The organism is Haloechinothrix alba (genome assembly GCF_900188115.1).
Classification (GTDB): domain Bacteria; phylum Actinomycetota; class Actinomycetes; order Mycobacteriales; family Pseudonocardiaceae; genus Haloechinothrix; species Haloechinothrix alba.
Genome location: NZ_FZNW01000002.1, coordinates 187,107 through 204,855, shown reverse-complemented (window position 1 = coordinate 204,855; position 17,749 = coordinate 187,107). Strand labels below are relative to the sequence as shown.

Sequence of the window (17,749 nt, the reverse complement as noted above, 5' to 3'; positions counted from 1 at the left end):
GCCTGGGTCGCGAACTCAGCACCGTCCCGCCTCGCGGGCCTGTCGCGGGGTCACGCCGTACCGCGCCTTGAACGCCGTGCCGAACACGCTGAGCGAGCGAAAGCCGCTGGCGTGCGCGATGCTCGCGATGGTGCGTTCCGACGCGGGCTCGCCGAGCCACCTGCGGGCCAGGTCGAGCCGGGCGTCGCGTAACAGCTTGCTCGGCGTCGTCCCTGTTCGCCGCAGCGCGAGCTGGATCTGCCGTAGTGACCAGCCCAGCTCGTGGGCGATGATGGCCGGTGTCAGCGCGGGATCGTGCGCATTCCGCCGTACGTAGTCGCGGACCGCCGAATCCACCGAGGTCAACGTGTCCGGGAGTGCGCCGTGCGGCCGCCCGAGCAGTGCGATGAGGTCGGTGATGGTGTCCGTGACCGAGCGGAACGTCGCGCCGTCGACGTCGCACCGCTGCTCGGAGAGTTCGCTGATCAGTGATGCGATGATCGCGCCGGTGCCGCGCCGCACACCCATGCACAGCGGTCCTCCGGCAGTGGGCACTGCGCCCGCCGGCAGGTTCATGATCCAGGCGCGGGTCCGCCCGTCGTGGGCCACGTCGAAGGGGCGTGTTTTCGTCACAACCGCTGCGCTGCCCGGCGCCACCTCGGTCGCGACGTCGTCCTGGCGCAACCGCAGCATCCCGGTGATGGGCACCAGCAGCCGCAGGCTCTCGTCGGCGTCGCTGCGCACGTCGTCGACGGTGCGGGTGTAGCCGATGCCGTCGGACCAGAAGTCCACGAGCTGCCGGTCGGCGGCGCGTTGCACGATGGTCCGGCCGTGGAAGGCGTCCGGGTCACCGAAGGCGAACCGCAGCGTGCCGTGGTTGCGACAGACGTGCTCGGCCCAGTAAGCGCTGCGGTCCGCCGCGGGAAGCCGCGCGGTGTCGACGTGCTCGACCTGGTAGGGCTCGGCGGTTGTCATCTCTACGCTCCCGGCGTCCGTTCGCGTTCTCGACAGCACCGTGCGCGAATCCGGCAGCACAGCGCTGCGCGCGTCCCTAGCGTGCGGCGTGGGTACAGCGACGCAGGTCACATCAAGGAGGCAATATGTTGATGGCCGCTGTCAATGGCACAGATCTCGCCTACGTCGACGAAGGACCACGCGAGGGCATCCCGATCGTCTTCAGCCACTCGCTGTTCTTCGATCGTCGCATGTTCAACGACCACCTTTCCCGGTTCGCCCGAGACGGGTACCGGGTCATCGCCTATGATCACCGAAACCAGGGCGCCAGCGCGCCGGCTCCACGGGACCAACTCGACATGGACACTCTCACCGACGACGCGGCGGCGCTGCTGGAGCACCTCGAGCTGAGCCGGTGTCACTTCGTCGGCAACTCGATGGGCGGGTTCATCGCGCTGCGGCTCGCCGCCCGGCGTCCGGACCTGCTGCTGTCGGCGGTCGCGCTCGGGTCATCGGCCGAGGAGGAGCACAAGCTGGCGGAGTTCAGCCCGCTGGTCGAGCACCTTACCCAGTATGGACCCGCCGATGTCCTCGACACCCTGATGTACATCATGTTCGGCGACACCACACTGCGGGACCAGCCCGAGCTGTGCGCGTCCTGGCGGTCGTACATGTCCCGGTTGCCGGCCGGCGTCGGTGACAGTGCCGACGGCGTCATCCGGCGCGGCCGCATCGTCGAGGAGCTCGCCGGATGCCGGGTGCCGGTGCTGGCGGTAGCGGCCAGTGAGGATCACGCCTACCCGCCGCCGATCTCCGGTGCGAATATCGCCGCTGCTGCCGCGTGTGAGCATGTCACTGTTGAGGGCGCCGGGCACTCGGTCGCGCTGGAACAGGTCGACATCGTGGCAGGGCACCTCGAACGGTACTTCAGTCGGGTTGGCACCACCATGTAGCCGGTTCCACGAGTCGACGCCCGCGAGCGGTAGCGAGCATGTGCGAGCTGCCTGGCGGCGCATCGCGTCCGAGTACCGCGCGATGCGGCCGGGGGTGTGCGCGTAACGCCCACCCCCGGCCTGCCCGTACATCAGAAGCAGGGCTCGTCCATGGTGTGGCCCTCCGCGGTGGGGCCGGTGAAGAGCTCCTGCTCGACGGTGACGCCGGTAGGGGCGTCCTCATCGACCCGGCTGATCAGGCTCTGCCGGAACACGCCCTCGTTCGGGTCGGCGGCGTAGTTGCCCGCCTCCTCGGGCAGCAGGCCCTCGTAGTCCACACTCTCCAGCGAACCGGCTGCCTCACGCAGACCTTCCCTGGTGAGCTCGCCCTCGTCCACGGCACGCTCGATCGCGGCCTTCATCGGGTAGGACCAGGCCCAGCCCGCAAGGTAACCCTCGTTGGGCTCCACATCGGGCAGCGCATCGCGCATCGCCTGATGGGCCTCCGTGTCCGCGTCCCAGGGCTGCCACGGCCCCGCGTGCAGGAACATGTTCTTGAACGCGTCACCGGCCGGGCTGTTCAGCAGCTCGGGGTTCCACGTAGGTCCGCTACCGACGAACCTGCCCTCGTATCCACGCGCGGCCGCCTGCCCGACGATGGTCGCGACGTCGGACGGTCCGGCGGTGAGGGTGACCAGATCGGGCTCCTCCGAGACGATCGCGTTGATCGCGTCGGACTGGTTGTCGGTGCCGGGAGGTGTCTCCACCGCCTGGAAGTCCAACCCGCGCTCCTCGGCGGCGACCTCCGCGCCACCGGCGCCGTCCTCGCCGTAGTCACCGGCGTAGTGCACCGCGACCACCGACTCGACACCCTGCTCGTCGACCATGTAGTCGACCGCGTTCATCATCTCCATGCAGTAGTTGGTCCCGGACTGCAGGATCACGTCCTCGAACAACCACTCGGACGACCACGATGCCGGTGCGCCGATGACGTCGTTGTTCTCCATGTCGGGCAGGATCGCCGCGGTCTGCGGTGAGCCGAGGGTCTGGGCAAGGGCGAGGACCTCGTCCCGGATCTCCTGGTACACCTGGTTGTGGATCTCGGGGTTGTACTTGTTGTCGCGGACGAAGCTGGTCACGTCGATGTCGTAACCGCCGATACCGCCTTCCTCGTTCACCCGGGCCCAGAACGCCTCTTGCGCCTGCGTGATGGGCTGCGCGAGGGCGGCGAACGGCCCCTCGCTGAGATCCGAGATCGTGCCGAGGTAGATGCACCCGTTGTCCTCGTTCGGGGTGTCGGGGCACGCTTCCTCGGTCACGCCGACGTCGGTTTCGACGTCACCCCCGCGGATCCCGCACGCCGAGGCGACGAGTGCTGTGGTGGCGATGACCGCCACCAGCGGAGCTTTTCGTCGATACATGGTCGGTTCCTTTCCCTGTGGTTGACACGGACGTCGGACTATCCACAGTGTCTGATCGTGTTTTCAGTAGGTAAACGGCCAGGCCTTCCAGTAGTTGCGTATGCGAAGCCAGATCCCGAACAGGCCGCGGGGTTCGAAGAGCAGGAAACCGATGATGAGCGCACCGTAGAGAACGCCTTCGACGATGAAGATGTTGATGCTGGCAGAGGGGTCGGTGGTCAGCAGGGGGAGGAACTGTGCGAGCTCGCGCGTGACCGGCGGGAGCAGGGTGATGAACATGGCGCCGAGGATCGAGCCGGAGATCGTGGCGACTCCTCCGATCAGGATCATGGCGATGTACTGGACGGACAGCAGCAGGTTGAACGCCGTCGGGTCGAAGAACCCTGTGACGATGTAGAGCAGCGCGCCCGCGCACCCGGCGTAGAAGGACGAGACGGCGAAGGCGATGGTCTTGTACTTGGCCAGCTGCACGCCCATGATCGACGCGGCCAGGTCGCGATCCCGGATAGCGTGGAACGCCCTGCCGATCTTCGAACGTGTCAGGTTGCGCGCCGCTACGGCGAAGATGACCAGCAGCACGAGCATCAGCAGGTAGATCTTCTGGTCCCCGGTGAGGATGTCCCCGTTCTCGTCGAAGGAGAAGCCGAACAGCTCGGGTACCGCGGCTTCCCTGCCGACCTGGGGGCCGCCGGTGAGCTCGTCCCACTCGTTGAAGATGTGCTCGCCGAGGAAGACGAGGCCGAGCGTGACGATGGCGAGGTAGAGCCCGCGTAGCCTGGTGGCAAGGGGTGCGACGAGGATGCCGGCGATCCCGGCGACGATGCCTGCGGCGGGTAGCCAGATCAGGATGTTGGTGATGCCGAACCCAATGGTCCGACCGTCCGGGTCGCCGGACAGTGCCGCGGCCGTGTAGGCGCCGATCGCGAGGAAGAAGGCGTGCCCGAGCGAGACCTGTCCACAGTAGCCCGTGACGAGGTTGAGCCCGATGGCACCGATCGATGCGGCGAGGCCGAGCGCGAAGATCTGCAGCGTGGGGTCGTCGACTACGAATGTCACGGCTACCGCGACGACGACCAGCGCTGCTACGGAGCGGCGCTTCGGCGTGGTGTTGAGCATCCGCATGTTCTCGGCGTAGGAGGTGAACATGTCGGGACGCCCCGGGAGCCGCTGCGGGCGCCGCTGCGACGTGGTGGAGGCCGGCGTGCTCATACTCGCTGCACCTCCTTCGTGCCGAACAGCCCGTACGGTCGGACCATGAGGACGATCAGCATAACCACGTACGGCGAGACAACCGAGAAGTTCGAGCCGAGCCACGGGGCGAAATCACTCTGGTAGGTGGCCACCAGCGACTCGACGACACCAACGGTGATACCGCCGACGATCGCCCCCTCGAGTGACTCGAGGCCACCGATGATGATCGCGGGAAGCGCCTTGAGCGCGACGATCCAGATCTGCTGGTCGATGCCGGCGTTGGAGGCGACGAACACGCCCGCGACGGCGGCCATGCCGCCTGCGATCGCCCAGGACAGCGCGAACACCGTGCTCACCGATACGCCTTGGGAAAGCGCGGTTTCCTGGTCGAACGCCGTGGCCCGCATGGCCAGCCCGAGCCGGGAGTACTTGAAGAACAGGAACAGCACGGTGATGATCACCAGTGCGGTGAGCAGCATGGCGATGTGCCGTTCCTGCACGCTCACGCCTGCGAACCGGACGGACTGCAGTCCCCACGGCGAGCCGACCTGCCGCACGTCGGTTCCGATGAAACCGTTGACGACGTTGCGCAGCGCGATGTCGATCCCGATGGTGATGATCGCGATGATGAACACCGGCTTGCCGATCATGGGGCGGACGACGCTGCGTTCCAGTCCCAACGCCAGCATGGCAGTCGCGGCTACGGCCACCGCGACGGCGACGAAGAAGCCCAGCGGCCCGACGAGGTAGCTCACCAGCACGGCACCGGCGAGCATCAGTGCGGGCTGGGCGAAGTTGATCACGCGGGTCGACTTGTAGATGATCACGAATCCGAGCGCCAGTAACGCGTATACCGAACCCGTACCGACGCCGCGCAGCAGGCTGCTGATCAGCTCGGTCATCCCTCCGCCTTCCCGTACATGTCGTCGACCAGATCGCTGAACTGCTTGTGCAGCGCGGATCGCTTGACCTTCTGTGTGGCTGTCAATTCCCCGTCCTCGTGGTCGAGCTCCTTGGGTAGCATGCGGAACTTCTTGACCTGCTCCACCTGGGCGAACTGCTCGTTGACGTCGTCGACGATGCCCTGGACCAGATCGATGACCTCGGGGCGCTCGGCCAGGTCCCGGTATGTGGTGTACGGGATCTGGCGCTGCTGTGCCCACTCGCCGACCGTGTCGAGCTCGATCCCGATCAACGCGGTCAGGTACTGCTTGCGATCGCCGATCACGACGGCTTCCTTGATGTACTCGGAGGCCTTGAGGGAGTTCTCGATCTCGGACGGGGCGATGTTCTTGCCGCCCGCCGTGATGATGATGTCCTTCATCCGGTCGGAGATCTTCACGTGTGTCCCGTCGACCCATTCGCCGACATCCCCGGTATGCAGCCACCCGTCGGCGTCGATCATGGCTTCGGTGGCTTCGGCGTTGCGCCAGTAGCCGGCGAACACGCCGGGATGCCGTGTCAGGATCTCGCCGGTCTCGGGGTCGATCTTCAGCTCGATACCCGGTTGGGGCTCGCCGACGGTGCCGAGCCTGACCCGGCCGGGACGGTTGGCAGTGGCCACGGCCGTGTTCTCGGTCATGCCGTACACCTCGTGCATGGGTACGCCGATCCCCATGAAGAACTTCAGGACGTCCGGGGCGATCGGCGCGGCTCCCGACGCGGCGAACCGGACCTTGCGCATGCCGATCCGGTCACGCAGCGCCCGGAACAGGATCAGCCATCCGATGACGTAGAGCGCACGGCTCTTCAAGGTGTGCCTGCCACCTGTCTCGACAAGCACGTCACCGACCCGGTCGGCGAGGCGCAGTCCCAGGCGGGCGATCCTGCGTTTGACCGGAGATGCCGACGACAGCTTGATGTTGACCCCGGCCAGGATCTTCTCCCAGATCCGCGGGACTCCGAACAGGATGGTCGGCTGGATCTCGGCGAGGTTGGTCTGGACCGTCTCGAGCGACTCGGCGAAGTTGACCTGCACCCCGGTCGCCACGTTGAACCAGGTCGTGAAGATACGCTCCGCCACGTGGCACAACGGTAAGTAGGACAGCATCACATCCGAGGAGTTCGGCGGGGGCGACGTGAAGCCGCCGCCGTCGACGAGCTCGGAGATGCAGAACTCGACGTTGGCCACCGTCAACATGGCACCCTTCGGCGGCCCGGTCGTTCCGGACGTGTAGACGAGCGTCAGTACGTCCTCCGGCGTGGCATCCGACATACGCTTGTCAACCGCGTCCGGGAACGACTCGCGATGCTCGGCGCCGAGCGCGATGAAGTCGTCCCAGTACAGGAGTTTCGGGTCGGTGTAACGCCTGCGGATTCCTCGCGGTTCGATATAGACGATGCGCTCCAGATCCGGGAGTTCATCGATGACCTCGAGGGTCTTGTCGACCTGTTCCTGGTCCTCGGCGATGAGGATCTTCGATCCGGAGTGCGACAGCAGGTAGGACACCTCGGGTGACGGGTTGGTGGGGTAGAGGCCTACCGTCATGGCTCGTACTGCCGCGATGCCGAGGTCGCTGAACAGCCATTCCTTGCGGTTCTCCGAATGCACGGCGACCCGGTCACCGGGCTCGGTTCCCAGCGCGAGCAGGGCGTGCGCCACGAGCTGGACGTTGTCCCAGTACGCCGCCCAGCTGATCTCCTGCCAGATCCCGTGGTCCTTCTCGCGCATCGCGACGCCGTTCGGAGTGCTTGCCGCCCGGTCCCGCACCCGGGTCGCGATCGTCGTCGTCTTCGTGCGCGTGGTGGCGTCGGTGGTCATGACATGCTCTCCTGTCCAAGGTAGGCGCTGATCACATCGGGGTGTGACTGCACCTCGCTCGGGGTTCCCGTGGCGATCGCCTCGCCGAAGTCGACCGCCATCACCCGGTCGGCGAGATCCATGACCAGCCCCATGTCGTGCTCGACCATGATGATCGGGATGTCCAGCTCGTCGCGAATGTCGAGGACGAAGCGGGCCATGTCCTCGGTCTCCTCGAGGTTCATGCCGGCGACGGGCTCGTCGAGCAGCAGCAGCTTCGGCTGCATGGCAAGTGCGCGGCCCAGCTCGACACGTTTCTGTACCCCGTACGGCAGCAGGCCGACCGGGTACGTGCGCCAGGCTTCCAGTTCGAGGAAGTCCACGATGTCCTCGGCGGCGGCGCGTGCCGCGAGCTCGGCACGGCGCGCGCGACCGAACCACGCCAGCGCCGCGGGGACCCCGTACGAGATGTGCGTGTGCCGTCCCAGCATCAGGTTGTCGATCACGGTGAGGTTGGCGAACAGCTCGATGTTCTGGAACGTCCGCGCCACACCGAGCTCGGCGATCGCGTGGGGGCGGAGCCGGAGCACGTCCGTGCCGTCGAAGCGGACCGTGCCCTGGCCCGGCCGGTACACTCCGGACAGTACGTTGAAGATCGATGTCTTTCCTGCCCCGTTCGGTCCGATGACCGCGAACAGCTCGCGCCGTCCGACATGGAACGAGACACCGCTGATGGCCTTGACCCCTGCGAAGGCCAGATGCACGTCGTCGAACTCGACGATCGGCCGGTCCTGCCCTGTCGCCGTCATGACAGCCACCTCTTACGCCGCTTGTAGTGCTTGACGTCCCGGAAGGACTTCGTCGTGCCCTCCGCTCCGAGGCCGAGATAGAACTCCCTGATGTCGGAGTCGGCAAGTAGCTCCTCGGCCGGGGAGTCCATGACGACCTTTCCGGTCTCCAGCACGTAGCCGTGCTCGGCGATCGACAACGCCATCGTGGCGTTCTGCTCCACGAGGAGCACCGTGGTTCCCTGCTTGTTGATCTCCACGATGAGGTCGCGGATCTGCTGGACCAGCAGCGGTGCGAGCCCCAGGCTCGGCTCGTCCAGCAGCAGGTAGCGCGGTTCCGACATCATCGCCCGCCCCATCGCCAGCATCTGCTGCTCACCACCGGAGAGGTACCCCGCTGTGGCGCGTTCCCGCCCGCGCAGGGACGGGAACAGGTCATAGATCCGGTCGATGTTCTGCCTGGCGTTCCGTGGGTTGGTGTGCGCGCCGACCCGCAGGTTCTCGTCCACGGTCAGCTCGGAGAAGATCCGCCGCCCTTCCAGTACCTGCTTGATCCCCAGGTTGACGATCTTGGTCGGGCCGTGCTGGTGAATCGGCTCCCCGTCCAGCGTGACCGATCCCTTGGTGATCTCCCCGTCGTGAATGTCGAGCAACCCCGTGATTGCCCTGAGCAGGGTCGTCTTCCCCGCGCCGTTGGCGCCGAGCAGCGCCACGATCTGTCCGTCGGCGACATCGAGGCTGACTCCCCGCAGCACCAGGATCACGTCGTTGTAGACGACCTCAAGATTGCGGACAGCGAGCATGCCACCTCCGTGTGCGGGTCAGGGCCGCGATCACGATGCGGTTGACGTGAGCATTCGTCATTGCGGGATCCTGGCCAAGGTCTGGTGCCGAAACTGTTATCGATTCTGTTTTTCCTTCGGCCGTGTGCGCTATGCCACGGAACCATACCTACCGGTCGGTTTGCCGTCTAGTGCTGATCAGTCGTCGCGCGGTCCGCTGAGGAAGGGAAGCGAGTGAGCACGAGGCTAGCTCCGTCCGCCCGCAGTGCCCTCCTCCTTGTGGAGGAGGAGGGGTACGGGGTGGTTCACGCGATTTGTTGACGAACGGCAACGGATGTCGCAGGATCGTGCGTTAGCTGAGCAGACCCCACGGAGGTGTGGATGGCATCGGCCCGCGTGGATCAGTCGACGACGGGGGCTGCTTCCGGCGCGGATGCCGGGAGCGACATCGCCGAGCAGGTGCGTCGTGGGATGCGCGGGATAGCGCAGCTGGAGGGGGTCTCCGCGGCGATCGGCGGCGGGGTCGCCCGTAGCGGCGAGAAGCTGGTGCTCAGCGAGCTTCTCGAGATGCGTACCTGCCTGCTGCTGGGGTCGGTGATCAGGCCCGGTATCGGGCTCGGGGGGATGGCGTTGCAGCGCCGCAGGCCGGTCGTGGTCGACAACTACGTGGAGTCGACCGGGATCACGCACCATTTCGACAGGGCCGTCATCGCGGACAACCTCACCGGTGCCGTCGCGATCCCCCTCCAGGTGCGCGGCACCATCCGGGCGGTGCTCTACGGCGCGACTCGCGACGGTTCCGCATGGGGTGAGCGGACCGTGGATGCCGCGACCGCGACGGTGCGCAACCTGGCCAACGAGATCGCGCTGGAGGAGGAGGTCCAGCGCCGTGTCCGGCTGCACCTGCGGCAGCGCGAGGTCGAGCCTTCCACGGGACCGGATGCCCACGACCTGGCCGAGGTGCGCGCGGAGCTGGCCTCGATCGCGGACTCGATCACCGACGCCGGGACGAGGTCGCGGCTCGTCGCGCTGAGCGACCGCCTGGTCGCCGGGGGCGAGCGGGACGGTGGTACGCGAGCGCGGCTGTCCCCTCGCGAGCTCGAGGTGCTCAGGCAGGTAGCGGTCGGCAGGACGAACTCGGAGATCGCCGACTCTCTCGGCGTGCTTCCGACGACGGTGAAGACCCATCTGAAGAACACGATGCGCAAGCTCGGCGCGCGCAACAGGATGGAGACCGTCTCGGTCGCGCGCAACACCGGTCTGCTGCGCTGACGTCCACGTCGCTCGCCGCGCGCCCGCCGGCCCGCTGGCACCGGGGCGGGACCGTGTACGGCAGGCGGGCCGCCGACCGTCCCGCGCGGCTCCCGTCCGGCGTTACCAGCTCACCCCCGGTGTGGGGTGGTAGTCGATACCCTGGTTGTCCATCCGCTCCGCCTGCATCGCGAGCCTGCGCTGGAAGCTCTCCCAGTCCCTGTCCTGCTGCGGGGTCCAGCCGACTTCGGCGAGCGCCTGGAGCCGCGGGAACATCATGCGTTCGATATCGCTCTCCGACTCGACCAGTTCGGTCCAGAGTGCGGTTTCCACGCCGTGGACGGCCGACTCGCCGACGCCGGTGAGGAACCGGGCCGGATCCCACTCGTAGGCGGCGCGCACGTCGACAGCCCCGGCCCAGTCGTTGCCCCACGGGTCGCCGTCGTTGTACTTCATGTCCAGATACGACTTGTTCGCCGGGGACATGATGATCGAGTTCCCGTTCTCGGCCGACGCTGTCGTGTCGGGATGCTCGCTCTCGATCCGCCAGTACTGCACGATCGCGGGTTCGGGAAGGTCCACCTGGCCGTACTCGTGCCAGCCGACCGGACGCTTACCCGCCTCCGTTACCATCGGTAGCACCCGTTCGAAGAACCGCGCGTAGTCGGCTTCGCCGGTCACCTCCGCCTCGTCTCCGCCGACGTGCAGGTACTCGCCGGGAGTCAGCTCGGCGACCTGGGAGATCACGTCGCTGACGAACTCGTACGTCCGTTCCGAGTCGATGCACAGCGAGGAGAACCCGACGTGGGTGCCGGTGTAGGGTTCCGGTCTCGACCCGTCACAGTTGAGCTCGGGGTAGGAGATCAGGGCCGCGTTCGTGTGCCCCGGCATGTCGATCTCGGGCACGATCGTGATGCCGCGGTCGGCCGCGTAGGTCACGATGTCCCGGTACTCCTCCTGGGTGTAGTAACCCCCTGGGCCACCCCCCACCTCGGTGGCGGCGCCGATCTCGGTCAGCTTCGGCCAGCCCTCGATCTCGATCCGCCACCCCTGGTCGTCCGACAGGTGCAGGTGCAGATGGTTGATCTTGTACTGCGCCAGGCGGTCGATATGGCGTTTGACCACCTCGGGCTCGAAGAAATGCCGCGCGATGTCGAGCATCGCCGACCGGTAACCGAACCGGGGATGATCCACGATCCGGCCACCCGCGACGCCCCACGTGCGGTCCACGCGTTCGTTCGCCTCGATATCGGCGGGAAGTTGCTGCCGCAGGGTCTGCACGCCGGAGAAGAACCCGTCGGCCGAGTCGGCAGCCAGCGAGATCCCGCCCGCCGTGACCTCCAGGGCGTACCCGCCCTCGGGAAGGTCTTCGGGCAGCTGCTTTCCGTCGCGCAGCACGATCTCCCGCCCGGGCCGCGCGTCCCCGCCGTCGATCACAGGGAGTGCGAAACCGGTGGCGGGTTCCAGCAGGTCGACGAGGTACTCGGCGGCCCGGCGCGCTCCGGAGCCGTCGCTGTCCAGCCGGATCCGGGTCTGTGCGGTCAGCTCGAAGTTGCTGCTCTCGTCGCCGGTCGCCCGCACCGGGGCGGGGATGATCTCGCCGAGCGCGGGTGTGTCCTCGGGAAGTTCCTCCAGTGGCATGGGCTGCTCCTGTGTGGGCGCGGTACCGGTCTCGTCCGGTTGTGCGTCGTCGCCGCCGGTGCATCCCGCGAGCAGCAGCGCGGCGACGATCGCGAGGCTGCGGGCGAGTGGCATCACGGCCTCTTTCCTGCTCGGCGTGGCGTGGGATTCCGGTTGGTTCCGCCCGGGTCCGGTCGACCGACGCGAGCGGGTCAGCTCCTCACTCTAAGTGGGCGTGCCCGGGTAGCACCACGCGGACGGCAACGTACTGTTGTTGGACAGTGAGGTAAACCGTGAGGGGAGCACGAGTGGACGTGTTCGCAGAGCTCGCAGGTAGCTTGCTTTCCTGGGCCTACCAGGTCTTCAGCCCTGGCGTGTGCCCTGGCGACTGGGTCTACGCCACCAGCACGGCCGGTGCGCTCATCGGGCTGTTCCCCGTACTCGCGGCGTTCGTGATCGCGGTGATCCGCCGGTTCACGGCGAACCGGTACAACGCGGTGACGCTCGGAGTCTTCGGCGGTATCAGCGTGCTGTGCGTGCTCGTGGTTCCGTGGATGCTGCTGATCGCGATCTCCGATACGTACCGCACGGTGTTCGCCGGTGGCAGCGCGGCGCTGGATGAGACCCAGGTCGCCAACCTCAACACGACCTATTGCGGATTCATCGGTGACCAGAGCACCTACCTGGGCGGCGGCCGCACCGTGTACGAGACGGTGCTCCCGCAGGCGGGTGAGGGGCTGATGTACGTGGTGCACCTCGGCGGCGTCGTGGGGCTGCCGTTGCTCATCCTGCTGGTCGTCATGCTGCACGCTCGCCTCGCGTTCCGCAGGGGCCCTGCATGGCCCGCCCGGCTGTTCTGGGTCCCCTTCCTCGCCCTTGTCGTGTTCACAGCGGGGATCAGCGCCAACACCGCGATGCATGCGTGGATCGGCCTCCTCGTGGTGAGCGTGTTGGGGCTGGCTCCGGTGTCGATGGTCGGACCGCCGAGCCGCAAGGCCGTGCGGCGCAGCGAGCAGTCGCCGCACCCACCACCCCCGCCGTCACGGCCGGAGCCGGAACGGCCCCGCGGTCACCAGCCGACCGCCGTCGCGACCGCGATGGCGCCTGCCGCGGCGCACCAGGGAGGCGGCCGGTACAGGCGGATGCGCAAGCTGGGGCACGGCGGGTTCGGTACCGTCTGGCAGGCGCAGGACAGCCAGCTCGGCCGTACCGTCGCGCTGAAGATCGCGCACAACCCGGACCACGAGACGGTGGAGCGTATGCAGCGGGAGGCCCGTGCGCTCGCCGCGGTAGACCACCCCAGTTGCGTGCGCGTCTACGACCTCGCCGAGGAGCACGACGGGCTCGCGCTGGTGATGGAGTACCTCGACGGCAGCCCGCTGTCCTTCTCGGTCGACGAGGACGGGCCGGTGGACGACGTCCGGGCTGCCCGGCTGTGGTCGACCCTGGCCGCGGCGTTGCTCGCCGCGCACGACAAGCATGTGCTGCACCGCGACGTCAAACCGTCCAACGTGATCGTCGACCCGTCCGGCAGTCCCCACCTGATCGACTTCGGCATCGCGCGCAGCAAGGGTGACGCCTCGATGACCGCGACCGGCATGATGATCGGCACCCCGGACTACACCGCCCCCGAGGTCGCAGCGGGTGAGCCCGCCTCGCCTGCCTCGGACGCCTGGCAGCTCGCCGCCACCGTCAGCTACGCGCTGACCGGCAAGCCCCCGCGCGGTGTCCGGGAAACCGCGATGGCCGCGCTCTCGGCGGCAGCGCGCGCGGAGGCGCCCTCCGAGCTGCCGGAGCGTAGCGCGCACGCCGCCCTGCTCGCTCGGGCGCTCGACCCGGACCCGCGGAACCGACCCAGCCTGCGGGAAGTGGTGCGCGAGGTCGACGGGTGGCTGGCGCGGGCAGGCGCATCGGCGCAGGGGCCGGTGACGCGCGTGCTGCCACAGGGCGCACCCCGGCAGGGCAGCACGCGCATCCAGCCGAGGGAGGAGTGAGCCGAGCTAGGTGAGCTCGGCGAACTTCTCGGTCTCGGCGGACTTGCCCGCAACGATGAGCAGGTCTCCTCGCCGCACGACGGTCTCGGCCGTGGCGTAGGTGAAACCCTCGCCGCGGCGTTTGATGCTCACCACGGTCACCCCGTACTTGGAGCGCAGCTGGCTCTCCCCGAGCGGGCGTCCCACCGCCTCGGCCGGTGCGACCGTCTTCACCAGCGCGTAGTCGTCCTCGAACTCGATGTAGTCGAGCATGCGCCCCATCACAAGGTGCGCCACGCGCTCACCCATGTCGTGCTCCGGAAGCACCACATGATGCGCACCGACCCGCTCCAGGATCCGCGCGTGCTGGCGGGACAGTGCCTTCGCCCAGATGTTGGGGATGCCGAAGTCCGCGAGCAGCGAGGTGGTGAGGATGCTGGCTTCCAGGTCCGCGCCGATCGAGACGACGGCGCGTTTGAAGCGGTGTACACCGAGCTGGCGCAGCGCGTCCGGGTCGGTGGAGTCGGCCACCGCGGCGTGCGTGACCTCCTCGCTGTACTGGTCGATGAGCTTGGGGCTGGAGTCGATCGCCAGGACGTCGGTCTTCTGCCGGACGAGCTCGAGCGCGAGTGATCCGCCGAACCGCCCGAGTCCGATGATCACTGCACGGCTTCCTGTGCTGCTGTTCTTAGCCAACGATGGGTCGCTCCTCGGGTAGTTCGTACTTGCGGGGCCGGTCGCGGAGTGCGAGCGCGGTGGCCAGCGTGATCGGTCCGAGCCGGCCGATGAACATCAGCACGGACATCATGATGTGTATCCCCGGCGGTAGGTCGGCGGTGATGCCGGTGGACAGGCCGACGTTGCACACCGCGGAGATCGCCTCGAACAGCACCTCGTCCAGGGCGAAGCGGGATGCGGTGAGCATGGTGATCGTGGTGAGCATGACCAGCGCCACGGTCAGCAGCGCGATGGTGAGCGCCTGGCGCTGCACGGCTGCCGCCAGCCTGCGCCCCATCACGTGCACGGTGGGCTCGCCACGGATCTCGGCGAGGATGACGAAGGCCAGCAGCGCGAAGGTGGTGACCTTGATCCCGGCCCCGGTACTCGCGCTGCCGCCGCCGATGAACATCAGTACATCGGTCACCAGCAGGCTGGGCCCGGTCATGTCGCCGGTCTCGACGCTGCTGAACCCGGACGAGCGCGGCATGGTGGCCGCGAACAACCCGGCAAGCAGCTTGCCGCCGAACCCGAGTGGGGCCATGGTGTTCTCGTTGTTCCACTCGGCGGCTGTGATGAAGGCGAACCCGGCTGCCAGCAACACGCCCGAGGTGATCAGGGTGATCTTCGTGTGAATCGACCAGCGGTGTGCCCTGCGGCGGCGTAGCCTGCGTGCCACCTCGAAGATGACCGGGAAGCCGAGCCCGCCGAGGATCACCGCGATGATGACCGGCAACGAGATCCACGGGTCGGCGACGAACCGGGCCATGCTGTCGGAGTAGAGCGAGAAGCCGGCGTTGTTGAACGCGGAGACCCCGTGGAAGACACCGAAGTAGACGGCCTCGCCCGCGGTGTAGTCGTAGGCGACGAGTAGCCGCCCGGTGAACAGCACCGCCACGACGGTCTCGACAAGGAGGCTGACCTTGATGATGCCGCTCGCGACGTCGCGGACCTCACCCAGCTGCAGGCTCTTCGTCTCGCGCTGCGCGGACAGCTGCATGCGCAGCCCGAACCGGCGGGACACCAGCAGGACAAGGACCGAGGCCGCGGTCATGATGCCGATCCCGCCGATCTGGATGAGCCCGAGGATCACGACGTCGCCGAACGTCGACCAGTACGCGCCGGTGTCCACGACGATGAGCCCTGTGATGCACACCGCCGAGGTCGCGGTGAACAGTGCGGTCACGAACCCGGCCGAGGTCCCGTCCTCGCTGGCGACCGGCAGCATGAGCAGCACGGTGCCGATGGCGACGGCGACGGCGAACCCGCCCATCACCGTGCGGGCAGGGTGACCGGCCACCGGAAGTGGCTTCCGGAGGACGGACCGCACCCGCCTGTCCCGCCGCGAGCCGGGACGGTTGGCGTCGAGGCTACTCATGGAGAGGAGAACCCCGGCATGGTCAGCGTGACTGGCGCACGCACTCCTGCAACTCCTTCACCTCGTGGTTGTCCGTCCGGCCGGCTCACCCGCCTGCCGGGCCGCGCACCGCGGCCGGCTCGCCGGGCGCCGCCGTCGCGTACTCCCCGCCGGCGACGTGAGCCCGACGCGGGCGTGGGCGACCCGGCATACCGATACGCCTCGTTGTGCCACAGGGAAGCCTAAACCCGCTTCGTCCCGTCTGCACGTGCGGTCGTGGTGGCGAAGCGTTCCGGCAGCGGTGAGTTCGCTCACTTCCACGACGGCAGCCACAGCCGGGCGTCCCACTGCTGTGAGGTGATCGGTTCACCGTTGAGTACCGGCCACAGCCACACGAAGTTCGCCACGGCCAGGCCGATGTAGAGCGACACCGCGAGCAGCCCGGTGGCGCGGCGTTCGTGGCCGCTGCTGGCTCGCCCCAGCACATGCCCCAGTGCCATGGCGAGACCGATGACCAGGAACGGTGCCATCGGCGCCGCGTAGAAGAAGTACATCTGCCTGTCGATGTTGGCGAACCACGGCAGGAAACCGGCCAGGTAGCCGACGAGCACGACGCCGTAGCGCCAGTCGAAGCGCAGCAGCGCCCGCCACAACGCCCAGGCAAGCAGCGGGATCGCCAGCCACCACAGCGCCGGCGTGCCGATCAGCATGGTGGCCTCGACGCACTCGTCCTGGCCACATCCGGTGACCCCGGAGCCGGAGTCGTAGTAGTAGAGCATGGGGCGCAGCCCCATCGGCCAGGTCCACGGCTTCGACTCCCACGGGTGCGGGTCGCCGTCCGGGGTCTCCAGGGTGCTGTGGAACTGCAGTATCTCGAAGGTGTAGTACCACAGCGAGTGCAGCGCGTCCGGGACGAACCCGAACGCGCCCTGGTCCACCTGGTTGATCTCCGCGTAGTGGCGGTCGGTCGCAGTCTCGCTGCGCAGCCATGCCCACCAGCTACCCAGGTACACCAGCACGGATACGACACCGACGGCCAGCGCCGCCGGTACGAGGTCCAGCCGCAGGACCGCGCGCAGCGGGCGCTCGACCCCGGCCGTGCGCCGGGCCGTGTAGTCGAAGATCAGCACAAGCAGCCCGACGGCGACCACGAAGTACAGGCCGGACCACTTGACCGCGCAGGCCAGGCCGAGGCTCACCCCCGCGCCGATGCGCCACCAGCGCACGCCGAGGCGCGGGCCGTACGCCGACGTGCCGATCCAGCCGTCGCGCACGGCCTCGGCGAGCCGCTGGCGCACCTGCTCGCGGTCGCGCACGAGGCAACCGAACGCCGCCAGCACGAACAGCACCAGGAAGATGTCCAGCATCCCCATCCGGGACTGCAGGTGCAGCACACCGTCGGTGATGGCCAGTACGCCGGCGGCTGCCGCAAGGAACGTCGAGCGGGTCAGCCTGCGGGTGATGCGGATGATCAGCAGGACGATGAGCACGCCGGCGATCGCGGCGCTGAACCGCCAGCCCCACGCCGTGTAGCCGAACAGCCATTCACCCAGCGCGATCAGGTGTTTGCCGAGTGGTGGGTGCACGATCAGCGTGAACCCGTAGTTATCCTCGTACCCGCCGTTGCGCAGCATCTGCCACGCCTGGGGGACGTAATGCTTCTCGTCGAAGACCGGCGTCCCGCCATCGGTGGGTGACCCGAGGTTCCACAGTCGCACGACGGCCGCGATGCCGGTGATCACCAGCGTGACGATCCAGCTGCGTGCCCCGTCCAGCGGCATCGGCCTGCCGAGCAGGGCGAGCTCCCGGTCGGAGGGTTCGGCACGGCGGTGCGCGTGCCGCGAGCGCGTGTCAGTGGCTTCGGGCAGCGGTGCGCTCGACGAATGCTGCACGCTCATGAGGCGCCCCGCATCGTGACGACCGACCGCGTTCGCACGCGCATCGCGATAAGCACCGGCACGAGGGACAATGCTATGCGGCGCCGGTGCGCGGCCGGAGCCCGGGAGGCCCGTACACATGCCGGTCGGCGGGGCGTTCTTCCGGC

General features: G+C 67.8%; 14 protein-coding genes. 3 read left to right on the top strand and 11 right to left on the bottom strand.

Annotated features, from left to right (window positions below; genetic code table 11):
* Positions 1 to 15: 15 nt before the first annotated feature.
* The gene (locus CHB84_RS02450; protein ID WP_089299810.1) at positions 16 to 954 is read right to left on the bottom strand and encodes an AraC family transcriptional regulator; all 939 of its coding nucleotides are present in this window, start codon (positions 952 to 954) and stop codon (positions 16 to 18) included.
* A gap of 131 nt (positions 955 to 1,085) precedes the next feature.
* Between CHB84_RS02450 and CHB84_RS02445 the strand changes: the two genes are divergently transcribed.
* Positions 1,086 to 1,886 carry an alpha/beta fold hydrolase gene (locus CHB84_RS02445; protein WP_217898442.1) on the top strand — a complete coding sequence of 267 codons (801 nt, stop codon included), beginning with the start codon at positions 1,086 to 1,088 and terminating at the stop codon, positions 1,884 to 1,886.
* Positions 1,887 to 2,017: 131 nt separating this feature from the next.
* Here CHB84_RS02445 and CHB84_RS02440 read toward each other — a convergent pair whose 3' ends face one another.
* The 6 genes from CHB84_RS02440 to CHB84_RS02415 form a co-directional block, all read right to left on the bottom strand.
* On the bottom strand, positions 2,018 to 3,286 hold the full coding sequence (locus CHB84_RS02440) for an ABC transporter substrate-binding protein (protein ID WP_089299808.1): 1,269 nt from the start codon (positions 3,284 to 3,286) through the stop codon (positions 2,018 to 2,020).
* Between the two features lie 63 nt (positions 3,287 to 3,349).
* Positions 3,350 to 4,495 (bottom strand): branched-chain amino acid ABC transporter permease, encoded by a 1,146-nt coding sequence (locus CHB84_RS02435; RefSeq protein WP_089299807.1) that lies wholly within the window; start codon positions 4,493 to 4,495, stop codon positions 3,350 to 3,352.
* Positions 4,492 to 5,379: a branched-chain amino acid ABC transporter permease gene (locus tag CHB84_RS02430; RefSeq protein WP_089299806.1), complete on the bottom strand. Its 888-nt coding sequence runs from the start codon at positions 5,377 to 5,379 to the stop codon at positions 4,492 to 4,494. Before CHB84_RS02430 ends, CHB84_RS02435 begins: the two co-directional genes overlap by 4 nt.
* A complete protein-coding gene (locus CHB84_RS02425; protein ID WP_089299805.1) occupies positions 5,376 to 7,238 on the bottom strand; it encodes an AMP-dependent synthetase/ligase in 1,863 nt (620 codons plus the stop codon). Before CHB84_RS02425 ends, CHB84_RS02430 begins: the two co-directional genes overlap by 4 nt.
* Complete coding sequence (locus tag CHB84_RS02420; RefSeq protein WP_089299804.1) at positions 7,235 to 8,026, bottom strand: ABC transporter ATP-binding protein; 792 nt, start codon at positions 8,024 to 8,026, stop codon at positions 7,235 to 7,237. The genes CHB84_RS02425 and CHB84_RS02420 overlap by 4 nt, the downstream gene beginning before the upstream one ends.
* Positions 8,023 to 8,808, bottom strand: a complete 786-nt coding sequence (locus tag CHB84_RS02415) for an ABC transporter ATP-binding protein (RefSeq protein ID WP_089299803.1) — start codon at positions 8,806 to 8,808, stop codon at positions 8,023 to 8,025. The genes CHB84_RS02420 and CHB84_RS02415 overlap by 4 nt, the downstream gene beginning before the upstream one ends.
* 360 nt (positions 8,809 to 9,168) lie before the next feature.
* On the opposite strand from CHB84_RS02415, the gene CHB84_RS02410 reads away from it, so the two are divergent.
* Positions 9,169 to 10,059 (top strand): response regulator transcription factor, encoded by an 891-nt coding sequence (locus CHB84_RS02410; protein WP_089299802.1) that lies wholly within the window; start codon positions 9,169 to 9,171, stop codon positions 10,057 to 10,059.
* 102 nt (positions 10,060 to 10,161) lie between these two features.
* Here the strand turns inward: CHB84_RS02410 and CHB84_RS02405 are convergent, their stop codons facing one another.
* The gene (locus tag CHB84_RS02405) at positions 10,162 to 11,793 is read right to left on the bottom strand and encodes a beta-N-acetylhexosaminidase (protein WP_089299801.1); all 1,632 of its coding nucleotides are present in this window, start codon (positions 11,791 to 11,793) and stop codon (positions 10,162 to 10,164) included.
* A gap of 173 nt (positions 11,794 to 11,966) precedes the next feature.
* Between CHB84_RS02405 and CHB84_RS02400 the strand changes: the two genes are divergently transcribed.
* The gene (locus CHB84_RS02400; RefSeq protein ID WP_089299800.1) at positions 11,967 to 13,652 is read left to right on the top strand and encodes a serine/threonine-protein kinase; all 1,686 of its coding nucleotides are present in this window, start codon (positions 11,967 to 11,969) and stop codon (positions 13,650 to 13,652) included.
* A gap of 6 nt (positions 13,653 to 13,658) precedes the next feature.
* Here the strand turns inward: CHB84_RS02400 and CHB84_RS02395 are convergent, their stop codons facing one another.
* The 3 genes from CHB84_RS02395 to CHB84_RS02385 form a co-directional block, all read right to left on the bottom strand.
* The gene (locus CHB84_RS02395; protein ID WP_245818509.1) at positions 13,659 to 14,327 is read right to left on the bottom strand and encodes a potassium channel family protein; all 669 of its coding nucleotides are present in this window, start codon (positions 14,325 to 14,327) and stop codon (positions 13,659 to 13,661) included.
* Positions 14,320 to 15,726, bottom strand: coding sequence for a TrkH family potassium uptake protein (locus CHB84_RS02390; protein ID WP_089299798.1), 1,407 nt, complete (start codon positions 15,724 to 15,726; stop codon positions 14,320 to 14,322). Before CHB84_RS02390 ends, CHB84_RS02395 begins: the two co-directional genes overlap by 8 nt.
* Positions 15,727 to 16,016: 290 nt before the next feature.
* Positions 16,017 to 17,603, bottom strand: a complete 1,587-nt coding sequence (locus tag CHB84_RS02385) for a dolichyl-phosphate-mannose--protein mannosyltransferase (RefSeq protein WP_089299797.1) — start codon at positions 17,601 to 17,603, stop codon at positions 16,017 to 16,019.
* Between the last annotated feature and the right edge of the window lie 146 nt (positions 17,604 to 17,749).